The organism is Methylobacterium sp. C25 (genome assembly GCF_021352225.1).
GTDB lineage: Bacteria > Pseudomonadota > Alphaproteobacteria > Rhizobiales > Beijerinckiaceae > Methylobacterium.
On sequence record NZ_JAAUVI010000016.1, the window covers coordinates 1 to 17,967 of the forward strand.

At 64.4% G+C, this 17,967-nt stretch carries 19 protein-coding genes, 1 tRNA gene and 1 pseudogene; 11 read left to right on the forward strand and 10 right to left on the reverse strand.

What is annotated here, in order from left to right; all coding sequences use genetic code 11:
• Together HCU64_RS23295 and HCU64_RS23300 are read right to left on the reverse strand one after the other, a co-directional pair.
• Positions 1 to 306, reverse strand: a pseudogene (locus HCU64_RS23295) (PhnA-like protein); the annotation flags it as partial.
• Entirely contained in the window at positions 270 to 710 is a 441-nt protein-coding gene (locus tag HCU64_RS23300) for a hypothetical protein (protein WP_233386755.1), read from the reverse strand. The gene HCU64_RS23300 and the pseudogene HCU64_RS23295, both read right to left, overlap by 37 nt.
• Positions 711 to 984: 274 nt before the next feature.
• Here HCU64_RS23300 and HCU64_RS23305 point away from each other — a divergent pair, with 274 nt between their 5' ends.
• Positions 985 to 1,485: a YciE/YciF ferroxidase family protein gene (locus HCU64_RS23305; protein WP_233386757.1), complete on the forward strand. Its 501-nt coding sequence runs from the start codon at positions 985 to 987 to the stop codon at positions 1,483 to 1,485.
• Between the two features lie 43 nt (positions 1,486 to 1,528).
• Here the strand turns inward: HCU64_RS23305 and HCU64_RS23310 are convergent, their stop codons facing one another.
• From HCU64_RS23310 to HCU64_RS23325, 4 genes are all read right to left on the reverse strand, one after another.
• A complete protein-coding gene (locus tag HCU64_RS23310; protein WP_233386759.1) occupies positions 1,529 to 1,795 on the reverse strand; it encodes a hypothetical protein in 267 nt (88 codons plus the stop codon).
• Between the two features lie 411 nt (positions 1,796 to 2,206).
• Positions 2,207 to 2,908, reverse strand: a complete 702-nt coding sequence (locus HCU64_RS23315; RefSeq protein ID WP_233386761.1) for an SDR family NAD(P)-dependent oxidoreductase — start codon at positions 2,906 to 2,908, stop codon at positions 2,207 to 2,209.
• Between the two features lie 4 nt (positions 2,909 to 2,912).
• Entirely contained in the window at positions 2,913 to 3,350 is a 438-nt protein-coding gene (locus tag HCU64_RS23320) for a DUF6634 family protein (protein WP_233386764.1), read from the reverse strand.
• A 29-nt stretch (positions 3,351 to 3,379) separates the two neighbouring features.
• Complete coding sequence (locus HCU64_RS23325; RefSeq protein ID WP_233386766.1) at positions 3,380 to 3,886, reverse strand: metallophosphoesterase family protein; 507 nt, start codon at positions 3,884 to 3,886, stop codon at positions 3,380 to 3,382.
• On the opposite strand from HCU64_RS23325, the gene HCU64_RS25480 reads away from it, so the two are divergent.
• The gene (locus tag HCU64_RS25480; RefSeq protein WP_233386768.1) at positions 3,870 to 4,259 is read left to right on the forward strand and encodes a helix-turn-helix domain-containing protein; all 390 of its coding nucleotides are present in this window, start codon (positions 3,870 to 3,872) and stop codon (positions 4,257 to 4,259) included. The genes HCU64_RS23325 and HCU64_RS25480 overlap by 17 nt on opposite strands.
• 57 nt (positions 4,260 to 4,316) lie before the next feature.
• Here HCU64_RS25480 and HCU64_RS23335 read toward each other — a convergent pair whose 3' ends face one another.
• The gene (locus HCU64_RS23335) at positions 4,317 to 4,796 is read right to left on the reverse strand and encodes a DNA-binding protein (RefSeq protein WP_233386770.1); all 480 of its coding nucleotides are present in this window, start codon (positions 4,794 to 4,796) and stop codon (positions 4,317 to 4,319) included.
• Between the two features lie 294 nt (positions 4,797 to 5,090).
• Here HCU64_RS23335 and HCU64_RS23340 point away from each other — a divergent pair, with 294 nt between their 5' ends.
• From HCU64_RS23340 to HCU64_RS23370, 7 genes are all read left to right on the forward strand, one after another.
• A complete protein-coding gene (locus tag HCU64_RS23340; RefSeq protein ID WP_233386772.1) occupies positions 5,091 to 5,378 on the forward strand; it encodes a helix-turn-helix domain-containing protein in 288 nt (95 codons plus the stop codon).
• 290 nt (positions 5,379 to 5,668) lie between these two features.
• On the forward strand, positions 5,669 to 6,121 hold the full coding sequence (locus tag HCU64_RS23345) for a hypothetical protein (protein ID WP_233386774.1): 453 nt from the start codon (positions 5,669 to 5,671) through the stop codon (positions 6,119 to 6,121).
• 4 nt (positions 6,122 to 6,125) lie between these two features.
• Positions 6,126 to 6,920 (forward strand): hypothetical protein, encoded by a 795-nt coding sequence (locus HCU64_RS23350; protein WP_233386776.1) that lies wholly within the window; start codon positions 6,126 to 6,128, stop codon positions 6,918 to 6,920.
• Complete coding sequence (locus HCU64_RS23355) at positions 6,917 to 8,947, forward strand: AAA family ATPase (RefSeq protein ID WP_233386778.1); 2,031 nt, start codon at positions 6,917 to 6,919, stop codon at positions 8,945 to 8,947. Before HCU64_RS23350 ends, HCU64_RS23355 begins: the two co-directional genes overlap by 4 nt.
• Before the next feature lie 150 nt (positions 8,948 to 9,097).
• The gene (locus HCU64_RS23360; RefSeq protein WP_233386780.1) at positions 9,098 to 9,994 is read left to right on the forward strand and encodes a hypothetical protein; all 897 of its coding nucleotides are present in this window, start codon (positions 9,098 to 9,100) and stop codon (positions 9,992 to 9,994) included.
• Positions 9,995 to 10,515: 521 nt separating this feature from the next.
• Positions 10,516 to 11,829: a hypothetical protein gene (locus HCU64_RS23365; RefSeq protein ID WP_233386783.1), complete on the forward strand. Its 1,314-nt coding sequence runs from the start codon at positions 10,516 to 10,518 to the stop codon at positions 11,827 to 11,829.
• Positions 11,826 to 12,533: a hypothetical protein gene (locus HCU64_RS23370; RefSeq protein WP_233386785.1), complete on the forward strand. Its 708-nt coding sequence runs from the start codon at positions 11,826 to 11,828 to the stop codon at positions 12,531 to 12,533. Before HCU64_RS23365 ends, HCU64_RS23370 begins: the two co-directional genes overlap by 4 nt.
• Before the next feature lie 481 nt (positions 12,534 to 13,014).
• On the opposite strand, the gene HCU64_RS23375 is transcribed toward HCU64_RS23370, so the two are convergent.
• On the reverse strand, positions 13,015 to 14,571 hold the full coding sequence (locus HCU64_RS23375) for a tyrosine-type recombinase/integrase (RefSeq protein WP_233386787.1): 1,557 nt from the start codon (positions 14,569 to 14,571) through the stop codon (positions 13,015 to 13,017).
• Between the two features lie 120 nt (positions 14,572 to 14,691).
• Here HCU64_RS23375 and HCU64_RS23380 point away from each other — a divergent pair.
• Together HCU64_RS23380 and HCU64_RS23385 are read left to right on the forward strand one after the other, a co-directional pair.
• Positions 14,692 to 14,761: transfer RNA gene (locus HCU64_RS23380), tRNA-Met, on the forward strand.
• Positions 14,762 to 15,048: 287 nt separating this feature from the next.
• Positions 15,049 to 15,396 carry a hypothetical protein gene (locus HCU64_RS23385; protein ID WP_233386789.1) on the forward strand — a complete coding sequence of 116 codons (348 nt, stop codon included), beginning with the start codon at positions 15,049 to 15,051 and terminating at the stop codon, positions 15,394 to 15,396.
• Between the two features lie 30 nt (positions 15,397 to 15,426).
• Here HCU64_RS23385 and HCU64_RS23390 read toward each other — a convergent pair whose 3' ends face one another.
• The gene (locus HCU64_RS23390; protein WP_233386791.1) at positions 15,427 to 17,496 is read right to left on the reverse strand and encodes an ATP-dependent helicase; all 2,070 of its coding nucleotides are present in this window, start codon (positions 17,494 to 17,496) and stop codon (positions 15,427 to 15,429) included.
• Between the two features lie 90 nt (positions 17,497 to 17,586).
• Positions 17,587 to 17,904 carry a hypothetical protein gene (locus HCU64_RS23395; protein WP_233386793.1) on the reverse strand — a complete coding sequence of 106 codons (318 nt, stop codon included), beginning with the start codon at positions 17,902 to 17,904 and terminating at the stop codon, positions 17,587 to 17,589.
• Positions 17,905 to 17,967: the final 63 nt, after the last annotated feature.

Sequence of the window (17,967 nt, forward strand, 5' to 3'; positions counted from 1 at the left end):
CTCGACTGGCTTACCGGACAGGCGACCGGCGGTGTAGCCGCCAGCCGCTGCGGCGATGATCCCGGAGATCACCCACCACAGGCCTGCACCGATGCCGACCGTGCTGGCGGACGGGTTGGTGCCTTCCGTAGCGCTGATGCTGGTGAGACCAAGGCCCAGGCCCAACAAGTTGAGGATCAATTGCAGGATCAGCGCGATAAAGACGCCGGCAAAAATTGCTCCCCAAGAGATGTGATGCAGGGCAATTGTTCTCAAATCTTCCGCAGGTGTTACCGGACTCCGGTGGGTATCGGATAGATCGGCCATACTGGTCCCCTCACAAACGTGTGAGCGGCTAACGCCTCCCTGAGCGGATGTTTCCAGGGCAAGTGCAATCGTTCTTTCAAAGAAAACTTGTGATCGTTATATTGCGTTTGAGGCGCCTTGCCGTGAGCCTCAATCAGTTCGAACGATTTCAGGACTGCCGTGCCGATCATGGTGCCATCGACTTCGCCGGCCGCCGTTGACGGGAGCGTTGCAACCGCCTGCGCGTCGGTGCCATCGACCAGTCCCACGACGACCTGCAGCACCGCGTTGCCACGCTCGTCCACATCGCGAACCAGCGCGATTGCATAGCCGGCCGCCTGTCCGAAGAACGACAGCGCCTCGTGTTTTGCCGCCGTTTCTGTGTCTTGCCCCTGGCCGAAGTCCGGTCGGATCAACTCGCCCATATCCGCCCAACAACCCGTTCGTTTCTTTGGCGTCAACCGCGTGTGGCAGCGAATGCCACCGGCAACCGGTTGGTTCCCGCGATCGGTTTTAAGACTCCTCCACGTCCATCCGTGCGGCCGGCACAGGGTTGTTGGCCGTCACTGGCGTCCCCGCAGATAACGCCCGGTCCCACGCAATGAACCGATCCGATGCCGCGGTACTTGCCCCATCGAGGGTGTGGCGTGGGCCACATTCGAGCACGACCGTGTACCGATTGAATTGAGGCGGAACCCTATGGCCACAAAAGAAAAAACCCTACCCGACGCTTTTTACGAGACGCTCAAGGATGTCTATTACGCCGAGAAGCAGTCGGTGAAAGCGCTGAAAAAGTCAGCGAAGGCCGCGCAGCACGCGGAGCTGAAGCAGGCGTTCGAGACCCACGCTGACGAGAGCGCCATCCAGGTCGAGAGGCTCCAGCAGGTTTTTGAGATCATCGGCAAGCCGGCGCGCGCCAAGACCTGCGAAGCCATGCAGGGCATCGTTTCCGAGATGGAGGAGGATCTTGAGGACTTCGGCGATACGCCAGCCGCCGACGCGGTCCTTGCCGCATGTGCTCAGGCCGTCGAGCACTACGAAATCGCCCGCTATGGGACGCTCAAGACCTGGGCCAGCCAACTTGGCTACAACGACGCTGCCAAGCTGCTCGATGAGACGCTGCAGGAAGAAAAGAAGACCGACACCTTGCTGTCGAAGATCGCCGTGAAGATCAACGTCGAAGACAGCAACGGCGCCTGATAGCGGTCATGCAGAAAGGGCGTCGCGCTGCGACGCCCTTTTTTTACCGGTCACGAAAGACGACGCCTTCGTTCTTCTGAACGCTGATCGTTTGACGCGTTGCGAGGATCAGCGCCGCGGCAACTGCTAGGCCCGCAGTCAAAACTCCAGTGGTGGCATACGGATTGAGGCTGGCGCGCGTGAAAGCGCTGGTCCGCATCACATAGCGGGGCTGGTCGCCACGCTCCTGGCCGACCTTGCGGGGTTGATCGAGATCCCCTTTCGGATTCTGAGCAGGGCCGCGGGATGCCACTGCCGCGACGGATGCCATAATTCACGAGGCAGCGCTCAAGATGGTGACCATATAGGGAGGCGTGTTTAACACCGTTGCGAGTCCTGCCGACATCGTTGCTGTATTGGAAGTGCAGGGCTGATCTTTCTTTATCGACTCACGGCGCTGCCGTCTCAAAGATCGCAAGCCAGAGGTCTGCCTTCCTGCATCTAACACTTGAAAGCAGCCAGTCTGCTTCCGGCCAGTTCCTGCCGGGCCATGAATGTCCGCTTATTGATTTTTGCGCCCGAAAGCGGCCTAGCAGATTCCCACCCATGGCGGTTGAACGGCTGGGTCTTGGAACGTCCGGTTTCTGGCTGTCGCGTAGCGATCCCGAATGGCCAGGATGGGCGCGAAGTTTTCGTCCGCCACTCGAAGCGCAATAGGGCGACGAGCCATTAGCCCAGCGGCTCAGAAGCTTTCGACCCAGGGCCTGATCTCGATCTCCCAAGACCAAGCGCTTCGATGCTGCCGAAGCAGATCGAGGTAGGTTCGGGCGATCGCATCGGGATCGAGAGAGCTGTCGGGCTGCTCTTCGGATTCCTCCTGACCTGTCGGCCGGACCCGCCCATCGACCACGACGTGCGCGACGTGGATGCCCTTGGGGGCGAGTTCTTGCGCCGCGCTCTGCGCTAGACCCCGTAACGCGAACTTGCCCATCGCGAAGGGCGAGGACAGTGCGAAGCCCTTCACGCCGGCGGTCGCTCCGGTCAGCAGGATCGCGCCCTTGCCCGTCGGGAGCATGCGCTTTGCCGCCTGCTGCACCGAATAGAACGCGCCGAGTGCCGAGACCCCCACGGCCCGCTCGACTTCTCCGGGGTCGAGGTCCGCGATAGGGCCGCGCACCCGTCCGCTGGCGTTGTAGACCACAACCTCCAGTGCACCGATCCGCACTTCAGTCTCGTCGAACAGGCGTTCGACCCCAGCTGCATCGCTCGCATCAACCTTCAGGGCGATGGCCCCCGTCTCCTCGACGAGCGGCGTCAGCTTGTCGGTGTTCCGCGCGGCAATGACGACCGGCAGACCGGCCGATCGGAGAAGGCGGGTCAGGGATCCGCTGATGCCGGACCCTGCTCCTATGATCAGGGCACTCCGATAGGGGATGTCCGTCATGGTTTCACCGTCCGGTAGCTGAAGGAAGCCTTGCGCATTCGAAGTAGCATGTGGTGCTCGGTGGCGCTCCTGCGAGGCGCGGTATGCCGAGCCGACAGAGCCGCGACGTCGTGCGCGCCCATGAGAGATCGAGGGCTAGGGCTCGGAGCGCACTCGTGTGGATGTTTGCGGTGCCGAGCAAGGGATGGCCTGTCACCCGGCCGAGCAGCACGACATGCCCCCACAACGGATGCGCGACTTGCCACCAATCGTCGAGGATCGGCGCGCCGGCGAGGCTTGCATCTGTGGGTTCGCGGCCCTTGGCGATCGCCTGCATCTCCGAGGCGAGCGGCCCGCTCTCCAAGGGGGAACCGGGATCGAAGAATGACGGCCGCAGGTACTCGTCATCAATGACAAGCTTCGAGCCGATCGCGGAGGCGAGAAGTTCGAGGGGGTCAGGCATCGCGACCATTGCCGGATCCCATAGGCCCCCTACTCCGTACCGGAGAGGCGGGCTGCAATCTGATCGATCGCTACCGGCCGGAAATCCCAGACGTCCACCCCCACGTCGCAGGACGCCGCTGTCCCGGGCAGCTCGCCGTGGCTGTGGCCGTAGAGATGCCAACTGCCGCGCAGGCAACCGTTCCAGACCCTGAACGCGTAATGCGACAGAACGAGCCGTCGTCCGTCGACGACGATCTCGGCCGAGGTCTGGGTCGAAGCCCAGGGCAACGCGAGAGTGCGCTTTCGATCGTGATTTCCCCGGACGAGATGCAGCGCCCGACCATGAAGACGATGGAAGATCTCCGCCATCCTGTTCGGTCCGCACCGGTATGCGAAGTCGCCGAGATGCCAGACCTCGTCGTCGACGCCTACCACGGCGTTCCAGCGGGCGATCATGGCCTCGTCCATGGCCTCGACGGATCCGAACGGACGCTTGCAGTAGTCGATGATGTTCCGATGGCCGAAGTGATGATCGGATGTGAACCAGATCGTCATGACGCCACCCGGTGCCTTTTCGATGGTTCGAGTCGTGCCAAGACCTTCTTATTATCAGATATTCTGTTTTTTAGGTAATCAGAAATACGGTCTAGCTGGTCCGCTGGCTTCTACTCATGCTGGCGGCCCGATGGCCAAGTCTTCCCATACGAAACGGCACAGGCTGGTCGTCGACAGTCTCGTCGCGTATCGCGAACGGGCGGGCATGACGCAGTCCGAACTCGCCCAGAGGCTGGGACGCTACCAGTCCGTCGTCGCTGCCATGGAAGGAGGCGGTCGGCGCATCGATATCGTCGAACTGCTGGCGCTCGCCGACATCCTCGAATTCGACGTCCATGAATTGATCGATCGGATCCGGTCCGTCTCGGACTGAGGCGACCGGCGCCGAGATCGTCGGGGTGACGGGACGTTCTGCCCGATGCCGATCGGCTCAGAATGCATGGGCACCGTCGAGCACGATACCGGATCGCTCTCGATCCTCGGGCGGACTCCCGCCCGTCTCGATCGACGCCCTCCCCTCGGACCGAGCCAGTAGAACGCGCAGCCGCGCCGCTTCCGCCTCGGCGACGTCGAACCGCGCCAACGCCTCGTGCAGGATCTCGTCGGCCGCGCAAAGTTCCGCCGCAAGCCTGACGCGCTCTTCCTCGAGAAGCCGTGCCGCCTCCCCTTGAGCGACCGCCCAAAGCTCGGCGGCGGCCTTGGCCAGCCCGCGCTGGAACCGCTCCGGAAGATCCTTGGACGCGAGTGCCGGACGATACGAGCGCTCGACCTTCCACTCCCGTAGAAGCGGACCCACGTCGCGGTTCGAGCCGCCCCCGCGCAGACCCGCGATCACGTTGCGCAGCGAAACGCGATCCCCGGCCGCGAGAAGCCGGTCAGCGGTCTCGTAGACTTGCCATTTGTGCGGCATTCCCCCCTCCCCTTGGTTCCCTCCTGACCTCCTCGGACAGGCTTGATTAAGGACGGGTTGAATTCGCCCGGAATGGTAGCGGGTCGCACGACCCGCTACCTGCTGTCACGAGTCCCCGAAAGCGCCGTTCCTTCGTCCCCGTCCTGCCGGACGGCAGGCACTCAAGCCACTCATGCTGTTGCCATTATCGAATTTCCGAAGGATGCTCGGAACGCGGGATCTTTCGACCGAATGCGCGGCTTCGAAGGAACGAAGACCTCCGATTCCGCTCCTTCAGGAAGGATCGAAACCACCGTGACGCGGGTCCGCCTCGCCGATCGATCCGACGCCGACATCGCCCGGCAGGTCCGCGGCGCGCGCGCCATGTTGGGCTGGTCACAGGACGACCTCGCCCGCCGTGCTGCCGTTGCCCCGCGCACGATCGCCGACCTCGAGGCCGGCCGGCGACTTCCACGCGACGGGACGGTCGAACGCATCGTTCAGGCCCTGTCCGAAGCCGGCATGGTGCTCGTCGGGACGCCCGACGGTATCGGACTATTCCTGAAGTCGTCCGTAGACGGCGGAGCCAACGGCAAGGCTTGATCGACCGCCGGGCGTTCGGCGAGCGATGTCCACATCCATCCACAGCCGCCGGCAATTGACGAAGTCGACTGGTAGACTGCAACATCATTAAGTCGAATCGACCCGAGCGCGATCTGCGGAGGGCGAGACGGCAAACCGCGCGTCCGAAGCCGCCTGAATATTCGGACGCGACGACCCGGCCGGGAAAATCCGGACCTGACGCGCACCCGGCCCCAGGCCGCGCGATGCGGCGCCCCCCTTTCGATCCACCGTCGAACGCCGCCGCGATATGGCGGCCTGAGGGTCAAGCCATGTCGATCTGCGCGACCGGCGCCACGCGCCGCCATGCCGGTATGAGCGATGCAGAGTGCCGTGCCCGCCGCCTTGCGCGGGAACGCGCCGCTCTCGCGGAAAGATTCGAGCACTTCCTCGTCGAGATCCCGGACGCGGTTACCTTCGACTTTACGGACCTGCGGCACCTTGCCGGCTACCGCGTCCTGGAGCCGGAAGGCCTCATCCATGCCGGTGTCTGGCGGGTTACCGGTCGCATCACGATCCTTGTCGCGACAAGCCGCGTCTTCAGGAGACCAGACCTTCGGACCCGCCTCTTCGCTTTGAGGGACCTGGCGGAGCGCGAGCTAAAACGCGTCGTCGTCGCGACCCCGAGAGGGCTCCTCAACGAGACCGCCCGTCTCCGCGCCAGGCGCGAAGCCGGCCTCGTCGTCGCCCCGGCCGCCCTGCCCCTCCCCGATGCGGAGGCGTGAGGACATGACCGGCACCGTCGTCGCCTTCCCCTCGGGTGAAAGCCTGTCACCGGCCGGCCCGGACAGCGTCGCCGGCATTGCCGAGGTTCTCCATCGTAAGCTCGAACGCCGCCGTTCACCCCCGCGTCCGCGCTCCCATCTCGCCGTTCGCCTCGACACCCTCGTCGGCGTCGCCGACCAGACGATCCGCCGGCTCGAGGCCCTTGCAGCCGGCCGCCTGATCACGCCTGAAACGGCCATCCGCCTCGCCTTGCGACATGCCAGAGAGATCGGAACGGCTCGCCCGCCGCGGATCCGCGGCGTCCCCGGGGTCTACGACGTGCACCTCTCGGGCGACGGGCTCCGGTCGTTCGCCGTCCGGATCGCGTCTACGGACGGCGGACCGTGGATCGGCAGCGCGAGGGTCGGCTCCTTCGACCGGCTTCTCCGGGTCTGCCCGAGCGACTGCCGCGCGATCTGCCTCCTCGTCGGACGCGTCGAGGCCGCGAAGACGACGGTCCGCATGACGACGACGCCATCCTGGCAGGTGACGATGATCGGCCGATCGATGCGGCCGGGCTGGCGAAGCCTCTCGCACCTGCTCGTCGTCGGTGGGCTGCCGTCGGATACCCGCGACAGATCCGACGCCACCGCCGCAATCGCCCGTCTCCTGCGCACCCGCCCGCATCTGACGTTTCTGTTCAAGGAATCGGTTCGCCCGCTCGCCCCCCGATCGGAGGCAGCCGACCAGATCATTCGCCTGCTCGCGATCGCCCTGCCCGGCCTGCTTCGTCCCGATCACGGCGGAGACCAGCCATGACGCGCGGGCCTCGGATCGCCCGGTCGCCAGCCGTCGATGGCGCCCGCCTCTTCCTGAAGCTGCGGAAGCGAGCCCTGGTCGCAGCCGACGGACGCCGTTGCGGACCCCTCGGTCCGGCCGCCGCCGCAGCAAGCGCCGTCATCGGCGCGACGTTGGGCCGGGTCCCCGGCCTGATCGAGCAGCTCCTCGACGCCGGCCCGGTCGTGATCGTCGTGGAGGCGGCCGACGACGACTGGGCCGCGGCCCTCGGCCGCGCCGTCCGGGAATGCGTCCTCACCACCGCACGCCTGCCGCCGAAGGTCGAAGCGGGCGGGTACAAGCTTTCCAAGGCCCTCATTGGCGCGGACCCTCGCAAGCGCTCGGCTGCTCCGGTCCGCGTCTTCGCCGGCCCCTCGAGGATTTCTGAAAAAGAGAGCAAGGACGCTTTGTCATCGATCGGCGACATGAGTTCTGTCGTCGCGATCGCGAGGGAACCCTGTCGGGAACTCCCGCCCGCCGTTCTCCGGGCCGCCGACCACAGGCTCGTCGCCTGCCCTCTCGATGCCGACCTTCTCGCCCTCGTCGTCGCGGCTGTCGCCGGATCCCGTCCGAAGAAAACTTTGCCTGCCGAGCTGATGCGGCTCCTCGACCTCGACGACATCCGCCTGGCGCTCCATCGCGATCGGGGGGCGGACGGATGCATCGAGCGTCTCGAGCACCTCACGCAGAGCCGTCTCACGACGCAGGTCGCTGTTCCGCGGCTCTCCGACCTCGCCGGCTACGGCGCGGCCCGGGAGATCGGTATGGGGATCGCCCGTGATCTCAACGCCTACAGGAGCGGGTTGCCCTGGTCCCGGATCGAGCGCGGAATCCTCCTCTTCGGCCCACCCGGCACCGGCAAGACACTATTTGCCAAGTCTCTGGCATCACAGGCGAATTTGCCGTTCGTCGCAGGTTCGCTGACCCTCTGGCAGGCTGCTGGCGACGGACACCTGGGTTCATTGCTGAAGAGCATGCGCACATTCTTCTCTCAGGCTCGGGCACTCGCGCCCGCGATCGCCTTTATCGACGAGATCGACAATTTCGGAACGAGGGAAAAATTCGGGGATGCGTATGCCCAGTACTGGCGGCAGGCGGTCACGTGCCTGCTCGAATGCCTCGACGGCGTCGTAGATCGCGAGGGCGTCCTGGTCGTCGCCGCGACCAACAACATCCGGGCCATCGACCCCGCCATCCTCCGCTCCGGTCGGTTCGACCGGCGGATCGAGATCGGTCTGCCCGGCTTCGACGATCTCCGCGGGATCCTGCGCTTCCACCTCGAGGACGAGCTCTCCGGCGAGGATCTCGGCACGATCGCCCGGCGAATGCTCGGCAGCAGCGCTGCAGATTGCGCGGCCGTCGTCCGACGGGCTCGCGGGACCGCGCGGCAGGCCGAGCGCCAGTTGACGATGGCGGATCTGCTCGCGGATTTGGGCGACGGCCGAACCACCGCCAACCCCGAAACGGAGCGCCGGACCGCGATCCATGAGTCCGGCCACGCGATCGTCGCCCATGCCCTCGGCATTTCGGTCGGCGACATCGGGCTCCTCCCCCTCTCCGGAGTTGCTGGCGGCTTCACCCGCATCGGAACCCCCGAGGTTGCGACACGGGAGACGTGCCGCGCCTTGCTTTCGGCCGCGTTGGCCGGCCGAGCTGCGGAGGTCGCGATGACCGGCGAAGCCTCCGCAGGATCGGCCTCCGACCTCGCCTGGGCGACCGAGATCGCCAGATCGATGCACGCCGAATGGGGGCTCGGATCCTGGCTCTCCGTGCGCGGTCCGGGCCGGTCGACTGCCCGGCTCGATGCTCTCGTCGAATCTGAAATCCGTCGGGCCTTCGAGCGGGCGACCGCCATCGTCGAAACGCGACGGAGGCAACTCGAACTGCTCGCCGACATACTCCTTGAGCGCCGGGCTCTTACGGAAACCGAGGTCGATACGATTTTGATCACATCTCTCAAGGGGCCCGATCGCATGACGGCGACCTCGACCGTCGAGGCGGAAAGATGACCAGGTCAGCAATCAGCAGATGGCTGTCCGGAGTGGAGGCCGCATTGAAATGCGTCGCCGTGCCTGGTCTCACATGTCTCTTCAATAAGAGGGGCCTCTGCGATCGTTGCATCCGCAAGGCTGCCGACGGTTCTTACGGACCGCACCGTCATGTGTGAGGACGTGGCCTCTTCCTGGCCCCGCGCGTTCCGAGGAATCCTGCGCGGTACGGGTCTGGACGGGTTCATCTCCATCGAACTCGCCCCAGGTTCCGTTGTCCTTCACGCCTGTCCGATCGAATCCGTGGGCGCGATGCTGCTCGAGCCGTCTCTGCTTGGGCCAGGGGTCTACGTCCTACTCGGGATCGACGAAGAGCAACCGGAGGGCCGCCAGGCCATCGTCGGAGAGGGAGGCTCTCTCCAGGAACGCCTGGCTGCCCACGCTTCGGACCAACGTTGCGACTTCTGTTGGGAAATCGTCGCATTTAGTGGCCCCGGTGCCATGAACGACACGATTAGGCTCATTCTTCAGAGACTTCTCCTCGACGAAATACGACACAACGGCTTTGCCCGCATCGCCAACCGCCACGACGCGGAAAGGCATACGGGCGGTCTGCACGACGTCACCGCCGCCAGAGCCCTGCTCGAGGAGATGCGGACCCTTCTGCGACTCGTCCGACCGGGTCTGGTCGCCGCGACCACGCCTCCTCGGCTCCCGATATCCGCCCGGTCTCCGCGCGCACCGCGAGGGGTGGAAGAGCATGCCCCCGATTGGGTTCACCTCGAGATGCGGCACCGCGGCGCCCACGCGACCGTTTCGGTGCGCGGCGGCGAGGTTGTCCTCCTGCCGGGATCCTCGATCCTGTCCGAGACCAGGTCGACCGCGAGGTGGTTGCTCGCACGAAGACGCGAACTCACGCTGACCCGCGTTCTTACACCCCTGTCGAGCCAGTGGCTCCTCGTCTCGTCGATGGTGAGGTTCGACAGTCTCGGAGCGGCGACAGCCTTCGTGACCGGAGGCGCCAGCACATCCAGCAGACTGACGTGGACGCCGGTTTGCGATGACTAGCGGCATCGTCGGAACCTTCACGCACGACGGGCGACCCGAGTCCGCTGGCAGGATGCTACCGAAACGCATCCAGCTCCGAAGTTCGCGCTCGCAATGGTCGGCGGACGAATTGATGTCGCTCGAGGAGGCATGTGGACTGTTCTTTCCCGCGGGACCGCTCACGGTCAAAACGCTACGGACCGCCATTCGCTCGGGAGACCTTGCGATCACGCGCATCGCCGGTCGGATCTACACGACCCCATCATCGATCGAGCAGCTGATCGCGGTGCGCGTCGCCCCTTTCCTGGGTCGATCCGATATCGCCGCTAGAGCTCGGCAGACGCAGGGAGTGCGGCTCCCCGTCCGGCGCGGGAGAAGGCCTAAACTCGCGGGAGCTAAGAATTCATAAAGTACGATCACATCAATATTCGATCCTGAATTTCATTTATACATCAAAAAGCAAGACAGTTCGAAATCATGTTCACCGGCTATGCATGATCGTGTCGCTAATTTTTATGTCTCGGATGCAATGAGGATCGAAGGTGCAGAAGCGTGGGGAACCTCATCTATGGGCTCGATCTCGCGGCGATACGGATCGGGGAACTTGGTACATCATCGATGGACAAAAACAAAAGAGCACCGGGATTGCCGTCGCCGATGATCCGGACCAAATCGCAGCGGATCTTGAGCTAAAAAAATATATTCGCGAGAAGGCACTCGGTTCGTCTTCGGTCAAGCCTGCCAGGACTCTGGAGGACATTCTGATCGACGATACCCTGGATATTCATTTCAAGATCCGGGTCGACAAGGCGAAGGCTTCCGCGAAACGCAGGAACCGGAGGCCGCAGGTGACCGAGGGAAAGAACATCACGGCGCTCAGGGCGTTCTGGAAGGGAAAGTCGCTGGCGCACATCAACCAGATGTCATGCGGGGAATACGTCACTTCGAGGCTTGGGCAGCCGCTCGAACGCAGAAACCAGGGCGGCGATCCGACGAAACCACCCACGGTGGGCGTCCCTGAGGCGAGGAGCGAACTCAACACTTTGCGGCAGGCGATCCGGGACTTCGCGAGCGTCCATGATCTTCAGATCACGCGCCGCGTCTATGTGCCCAAGGCCGGTGTGGAACCGGGCGATTGGCTGACCCAGGGCGAACTCGAGCGCGTGCTCCTGGCCTGCGAAGGACAGACCTGGGATCCGCAGACGGAAGATTGGCATCGCGACACCCGGGGTAGGCCCGTCGTGAACCACAACAAGGCCAGGGTGCGCCTCGGCATCGCCCGCTTCATCCTGATCGGAGCCTTCACCGGTACCCGCCACGACGCCGCGCTCCGGCTGCGCTGGCACCGAAACGACTCCGCCGGCTACGTCAGCGACGATCTCCGGACGCTTCATAGGAAGGGCGACAAGGAGCCCGATACGAAGAAGCGTCGTACGCCGTGCAAGATTCCATACAAGCTCCAGGAATATCTGAAGCGCTGGCGAGACGACGACGCCAGTATCCAATGTCTTCATGTCCTGCATCATGCGAACGGACTTCCTTATCAGTCCTACATGTACACCACCTTCAGGGAGATCATGCGTGACGCGGGGTTCGGAGATCGGGCTCTCAGGCCCCATTCCCTTCGATATACCTGCGCGCATTGGATGAAGGATCTTGAAGTTCCGATCTGGATCGCCGCGGACTACCTCGGAATGAGCGTGCGGACGCTCAGCAGGGTCTACGGCGCGCACAGCCTGGAATCGCACAGGATCGTGGTCGAGGCGTTCGCCAGGATGCCCGACAACTTCGGCGACGACCTGGGGAGGGCGCCGGAGCGCATCGCGGAAGCGGCCCGTGCGGCGCGCGGCGCATGAACGCGGCGCGGTGGAAGCAGGCGCGCTGGACGCCGTTCGACCCGGTCACGGCACGATTCCTGATCTCGGAACGGAGCTTCGTGGGCCTGGCGGTGGGATCGGCGGACCCGCTCCAGTTCGCGGCCGCCTCCGCGATTCTGATCTGCACTGGCGCGACGGCCGAGGAGGTCTGCGCCATCGGCCTGGATGATCTGCGGCAGGCGAACGGGATCAGGACGATCCGGTTTCCGGACAGGAGAGGCATCGTCCTGCAGGACGTGACGCGGGAGATCCCGCTGTTGGCTCCGGCCTGCGACGCGCTCGACGCCCATCTGGCGCGGTTCACCGGACCGCGCGAGGCCTCCTGCAATCTCTGGTCCGGCATCCCCGGGACCGGTCCGGCCGCCGACGATCTGGCGCAGGCCATGTTCCAGGCGCTCCGCGCGAACCGCGACCTTCCGGTGGACATTCGCAAGACGCGCGACCTCATGGCGGCGGCGGCGCGGACATTCCAGTCGGCGCTCTACAGCGCGCGGGTAGAGGACGATCTGCTCGCCTATCTGACGTCCCGGGGCAGCGCGAACCGGATGTCGAGCAGGGACAGACAGCGTCGGCACCGCGATCCGGCGAACATCCTGCGCATCCTGAACCGACACCACGTGCTCGGTGCGCGCTACGCGTCCGGCTCCGCGCGGCAGGGGGACGCGGCGGCACCGCGACGCTAGGCCGGCCGTCCGCGGCGATGTCTCTCGCCCGCGCCATCCGCGCCGAATCCGATCGGCCCCGTCGACGCCTCCGCGTCGGAGCGGTCGCGGCCGCATCGCCCGGATCGGGGGGCGGTCGCACGCGGCGGCGCCGGCCCGACATCTCCGGTCTCCGCGCTCGCCATTCCTTCCCTGTCGAAGGAGCGGGTTTCATTGCCATGGCAATGAACCGGCGGGCACGGGCGGGCTTGGAAAGGAACCGGAAAGGAACGGATCCGGCTGGAAGGACGTCGCGTCAGGATGCTTCCCCCTGCGCCGGACCGGAATGATGAGTCAGGGTTAGCATGTGGCTCTGTGTGTTAAATATCTGATATATATAGTGAAATTACTTTGGCAATGATTTTGGCAATGATTTGAGAGAGCGGATTGTCGATGCCAGATCGAGATCGCAAGTCACTTTGTCGAACATGGCAAATCGCCCGACGATCGTCAGCGGGTGGCTTCAGAACTCGCAATCGTCGGGCGCATCGTCATCCTCGTCGTAGTTCACGACGCGGCTTCCGAAGCCCGTCAGGACGTCCTTCACGATACCCTTCTTGCGATATCGGTTCCCCCGGATGCGCTCCGCCAGCTGTTCCTTGTTCTCCTCGCGAAGCATCGGATCGGCCGCGATGGCGGCATCGCGAAGTCCGTCGAGCCACTCGCCCCATTTGGCGAGCATGCCAAGCTTGCGGTTCATCTCCTCGTCCCAGTCGTAGGCCGCCGTGGCGTCCGACGGTCGACCTTCGTTGTGGTCGAGGACGAGCTTCGCATCGTCCCGGGTGAAGCCCAGGTGCTTCTTTCCGTAGGTGAAGAAGGCGCGCCGTATCCCGTGGGGGCTGATCTCGACCTTGGGAAAGGCCAGCAGATTATGATTCAGCACGCCGGGGTCGAGCGTCGGCGACTTGCGCTTCACGACCTTGTTTTTCGGATACCGGGCGGGAAACAGCCAGTACCGATGTTCCGCCCGCGGCCTGCAGACGTCCTCCTCGTTCTGGAGGATGCGCACGAGTTCGGCGGCCGAGCCGGTCAACGGGAGTCGATGCGGCACTGCGGCTCCGCGGGTGCGGCCGGTCTTGCGGTAGAACGGAGGCAGGTTCCAGACGACGGTTCCGGCAGGAGCGTCCGGATCGATCCAGCTGAAGTCCTCCGTGAAGGCGCCCATGATCGCACGACGGCGTTGCGCCGTGTAGAGCAGCAGTCCGATCGCCCAGGATACGTACTGGTCGAGCGCGCCCGATTCGGCGATGGCCAGGGTTCGCCCGAGGGCCTCCGGGGTCGGAAGCTTCGGTGCGGCCCTTTTTCGACCCGACGACGCCACCGAGGGCCGCGAGACCAGACGATCGCCAACTTCGCTGCGGGTCTTCTCCGGCGGTCGGAGGCGATAGAGCAGGTTAGGCTCGACCAGCGACCGCTTGCGCTGGCCGTCTTCGGACAGCCAGGTCCAGAAGGAACGAACGACCCGCAGAACGTGGGCCGCGTGTGATTCTACTCCCCGTTCGTGGATGATGCGGATAGCCCCGGCGATCTCCTCGCGCTCGATGCCGGCGAGGGGGCGCCCGTGGAATACGTTCAGCTCCTTCGTATTCCGGAGGATGCGCCGATAGTCCGTGAGGGTGTCTGGCCTCCGCGTCCGTTGGATTTGGGCGAGGAAAGCCTCGACTCCCGCTTCCCAGTCCCAGGATGCCGGCGGCTTGACGATCGGAGGCGCCTCAAACGTCGCCGCCATGGGATCGATGTTCTTTCGCAGGGCCTCCCGGATGCGTGCGGCCTGCCCACGGATATCGGCGAGACTGTCTCGTGTTGCGACGACCTGTCCGAGATCCCATCGTTTCTCGCGCCCGTGGAGCCGTCCCTTGTAGGACCAGCGGGCTCCCGAGCGCGGACGGACCCTCAGAACCAGCCCGGGACAGTCCGGGTCGCGCTGCTCGGCTTCTGGTCCGCCGACATCGCGAAGGACAAGCTTGAGCACGTCCACGGTGATCTTCGTGGCTTTGCCAACCGTTGCGAGCTGTGTCATCGTCTGGGTCGCATCTGGGTCGCGTGTCCAAACCGGAGCCGTCCGAGTCGGCCGCGAAGGGGATCTGGGCAATCGTCTGGATCTTATGCAGACTTTGTAAAGATCCCGTTCCTTCGAATCGGCCCTGAAATGGCGATCAGAAGGAATCATAATCCTTGTGTCGGGGGTTCAAATCCCTCCCTCGCTACCACGCTTCACACTAAGCCCAACCTGACGTTCGCTACCGTTCCCGAGTTGCCTGATCCCAGGCGCCATTTCTGTTGGCGCGCGGGGTTCTGACGGTTCTCGAAGGATCGAACGTCATGCGAGGCAACCCCCCGGTCCCCACCAGTGAGAAGGCCCGAGCCGGGGGAGCGATCCGACCCTGGCTGAGAAGGTCAACTTTGCCGAGATACGGGCTCGGGAGATTGAGGCCGACTTCGCGCAACGTCCGATAGTTCCTTACATGCTCGCTCGTCGATGAGAGAAGAGTGCGGTGTGTCCAAGGTGATGACGAAAGCTCTGCTGAGCGTGATGCTGCTTGCAGGCGCCGTGACCGGCGGCGCTGCGTCGCCGGCAGCGGATGGAACGATCCTCGTGGAAACGGAGCTTGCCGTCCCTTCGGACTCCCACGAACCCCAACGGGCGCTGATGGTTCTCCGGAACCTCGCTCTGGACCGGATTAGGGACGTCATCGTACTCTGCGACTTCACCAGACCGGATGGCTCGGTCCTGGAGACGACCACGGTGTCCGTTGGCGCGATCCCCGTCGGCGAAGAGGTTCGCGCGAAAACGACCTATTACGGCTGGCCGAGGGCGGCCGGCGTGCGGTGCCGGGCGTCGTAGCTGCCATTGAAGCCGTGTCGATCTTCTCCATTATTGCCACATGCTCCGCATACGACTGCGGAGGTCGATTTTGACGGGCTGCGGTGATGGCGCGACGCTCCCGCCGAGTGGGGCGGCAGGCCAGACCGATGGTTCGAACAAAGGCAGAAGCGCATTCGGAATGAAGCGTGTCCGCTGCGCGTAGATGTGCCGGTCACCCCTGGCGCTCTGTTTGTGGGTGAAGAAGCGTTGGGGCGTGATCAGGTGCAGGTCGTCCTTGGCGCGCGTCATCGCGACGTAGAGCAGGCGTCGCTCTTCTTCGATTTCGGCACTCGTGCCGGTGCCGAGATCGGACGGCATGCAGCCATCGACGACGTTGAGCAAGAAGATCGACTTCCACTCCTGGCCTTTGGCTGAGTGGATGGTGGAGAGGATGAGATAGTCTTCGTCACGCAGGGGCACGCCGGCCTGGTCGCTCGTCGCATCCGGTGGGTCGAGGGTCAGCTCCGTGAGGAAGCGCTCGCGAGACGGATAGCCGCCGGCGATCTGCTCGAGCTGGACGAGATCGAGCTGCCGGACCTCGGCGTCCTCGTGGATGCGTTCGAGATGCGGCTCATACCAGAGACGAGCCCGCTGCAATTCGGCAGGCCATCCGGCACGGCCGCCACGAAGGTCCGAGATCATCTCGACGAATGCGTCCCACGCCTCGGCGCTTCTCGGAACGGGCGCATCGCGGAGGGCGCCAGCGGGATCGGGTGACGCGGCGACGTGGTCCAGCACACGCCTTGCCGATGTCGGTCCGATGCCAGGCATCAGCAGCAGAACGCGAAACCCGGCAACGCGGTCGCGGGGATTTTCGGTGAAGCGCAGCAGCGCCAGCAGATCCTTGATGTGGGCTGCCTCGAGGAACTTCAGGCCACCGAACTTCACGAATGGGATGTTGCGGCGGGTCAGTTCGACTTCGAGAGGACCGCTATGGTGCGAGGTCCGAAACAGGATGGCCTGCTGCTTGAGCGTCGACCCACTTTCCCGGTTCTCCAGGACACGCTCGACGATGTAGTCGGCCTGCCCGCTCTCGTCGCGGACGCTGACGAGACGGGGGCGCGAAATGGCGATCCGATCGGTCCAGAGGTTCTTCGTGAACCGCTCCGAGGCGAGCCCGATCACGCCATTGGCCGCGTCGAGGATCGGCACAGTCGAGCGGTAGTTGCGATCGAGCGTGACGATGTCGGCGGCCGGAATGAAGCGAGCCGGAAAGTCGAGGATGTTGCGCACCGTCGCTGCCCGGAACGAGTAGATCGACTGGGCATCGTCGCCCACCACCGTCAGCCCCCGGCCGCTCGGCTTGAGGGCCAACAAGATCGAGGCCTGGAGACGGTTGGTGTCCTGGTACTCGTCGATCAACACATGATCGAAGCGGCCGCCCATGTCGCTGGCGAGATCTGGATCGGAAGCAGCCTGCGCCCAGTAGAGCAGCAGGTCATCGTAATCGAGCGTGCTCTGCTGCTGCTTCGCCTCGACATAGGCCGCGAATAACTGCTTGAGCTCGATCGCCCACATCGCGCACCAGGGATACGAGGTCTTGAGGGCCTCCTCGATCGGCATCTCGGCGTTGACGCAGCGCGAGTAGATCGCAAGGCAGGTGCCCTTGGTGGGAAACCGGTTCGCAGTCTTCGAGAACCCCAACTCGTGGCGAACGAGATTCATGAGGTCGGCTGAATCCTCCCGGTCATGGATGGTGAAGGCACGGTCCAGCCCGATCTGTTCGGCATACTCCCTGAGCAGCCGCGCTCCGATCCCGTGGAAAGTGCCCGCCCATTCGAGTGCGTCCGACATCGCATCGGCCTTGTCGCCTATGGCGATCCGCATGATGCGCGAGGCACGGCGCGTCATCTCGGCTGCGGCACGACGCGAGAAGGTCATGAGAAGGATGCGCTGCGGATCGGCGCCGTTGACGATCAGATGCGCGACCCGGTGCGCCAGCGTGTTCGTCTTGCCCGAACCGGCACCGGCAATAACCAGAAGTGGCGATCCCGGCGTCGTGTCGCGCTCAGCGATTCCGTGTTCAACAGCCTGCCGCTGGCGGGGATTGAGCGTCTCAAGGTAAGCGGTCGCCGGCACGGTCTCGAATCATCTGTCAGCCCATGGCGACGATGGTTCATTCTCCTTTTGTTCGCAATCCGTCGGCGGCCAACCGAAGCCTTGGCTGTCCTATCGGGTTCGGCGACCGCTCGGGACGCCGAACCGCAGCACGGCCTGTTCCAGATAGTCGATCGCATCGACGAGGTGCTTGCGCGCCGCTTCGACGACGGCTTCCTCGTCCGCGTCAGCTTCGGCGAGTTTCACGGCGGCGATCAGAACGCGGTCTCGCTCGTCCTCGATCCGTCGATCACGCTCGACGTAGCCGCGCACGCGGTCGTCGAAAACCTCGATCACGCGCCACGCCAGCGCATCCTTGTCGACAGGCGGCTTGTAGGTCTCTGCGCGCCGTCGCGCATGCACGACGGCTTCCTGAACGCGTGCGGACATCTGGGCGTCCATTGCAGTGCCTTCTGCGATGGCTCAAGCGGTCGACATGTAACGCCCGGCGAC

Excerpts from the sequence above, each read along its gene's own strand:
- HCU64_RS23325 (WP_233386766.1), bottom strand. The coding sequence starts at position 3,886 with ATGACGATCTGGTTCACATCCGATCATCACTTCGGCCATCGGAACATC.
- HCU64_RS23360 (WP_233386780.1), top strand. The coding sequence starts at position 9,098 with ATGTGTGAGGACGTGGCCTCTTCCTGGCCCCGCGCGTTCCGAGGAATC.
- HCU64_RS23305 (WP_233386757.1), top strand. The coding sequence starts at position 985 with ATGGCCACAAAAGAAAAAACCCTACCCGACGCTTTTTACGAGACGCTC.
- HCU64_RS23370 (WP_233386785.1), top strand. The coding sequence starts at position 11,826 with ATGAACGCGGCGCGGTGGAAGCAGGCGCGCTGGACGCCGTTCGACCCG.
- HCU64_RS23310 (WP_233386759.1), bottom strand. The coding sequence starts at position 1,795 with ATGGCATCCGTCGCGGCAGTGGCATCCCGCGGCCCTGCTCAGAATCCG.
- HCU64_RS23395 (WP_233386793.1), bottom strand. The coding sequence starts at position 17,904 with ATGTCCGCACGCGTTCAGGAAGCCGTCGTGCATGCGCGACGGCGCGCA.
- HCU64_RS23355 (WP_233386778.1), top strand. The coding sequence starts at position 6,917 with ATGACGCGCGGGCCTCGGATCGCCCGGTCGCCAGCCGTCGATGGCGCC.
- HCU64_RS23335 (WP_233386770.1), bottom strand. The coding sequence starts at position 4,796 with ATGCCGCACAAATGGCAAGTCTACGAGACCGCTGACCGGCTTCTCGCG.
- HCU64_RS23350 (WP_233386776.1), top strand. The coding sequence starts at position 6,126 with ATGACCGGCACCGTCGTCGCCTTCCCCTCGGGTGAAAGCCTGTCACCG.
- HCU64_RS23320 (WP_233386764.1), bottom strand. The coding sequence starts at position 3,350 with ATGCCTGACCCCCTCGAACTTCTCGCCTCCGCGATCGGCTCGAAGCTT.
- HCU64_RS23375 (WP_233386787.1), bottom strand. The coding sequence starts at position 14,571 with ATGACACAGCTCGCAACGGTTGGCAAAGCCACGAAGATCACCGTGGAC.
- HCU64_RS23300 (WP_233386755.1), bottom strand. The coding sequence starts at position 710 with ATGGGCGAGTTGATCCGACCGGACTTCGGCCAGGGGCAAGACACAGAA.
- HCU64_RS23345 (WP_233386774.1), top strand. The coding sequence starts at position 5,669 with ATGTCGATCTGCGCGACCGGCGCCACGCGCCGCCATGCCGGTATGAGC.
- HCU64_RS23315 (WP_233386761.1), bottom strand. The coding sequence starts at position 2,908 with ATGACGGACATCCCCTATCGGAGTGCCCTGATCATAGGAGCAGGGTCC.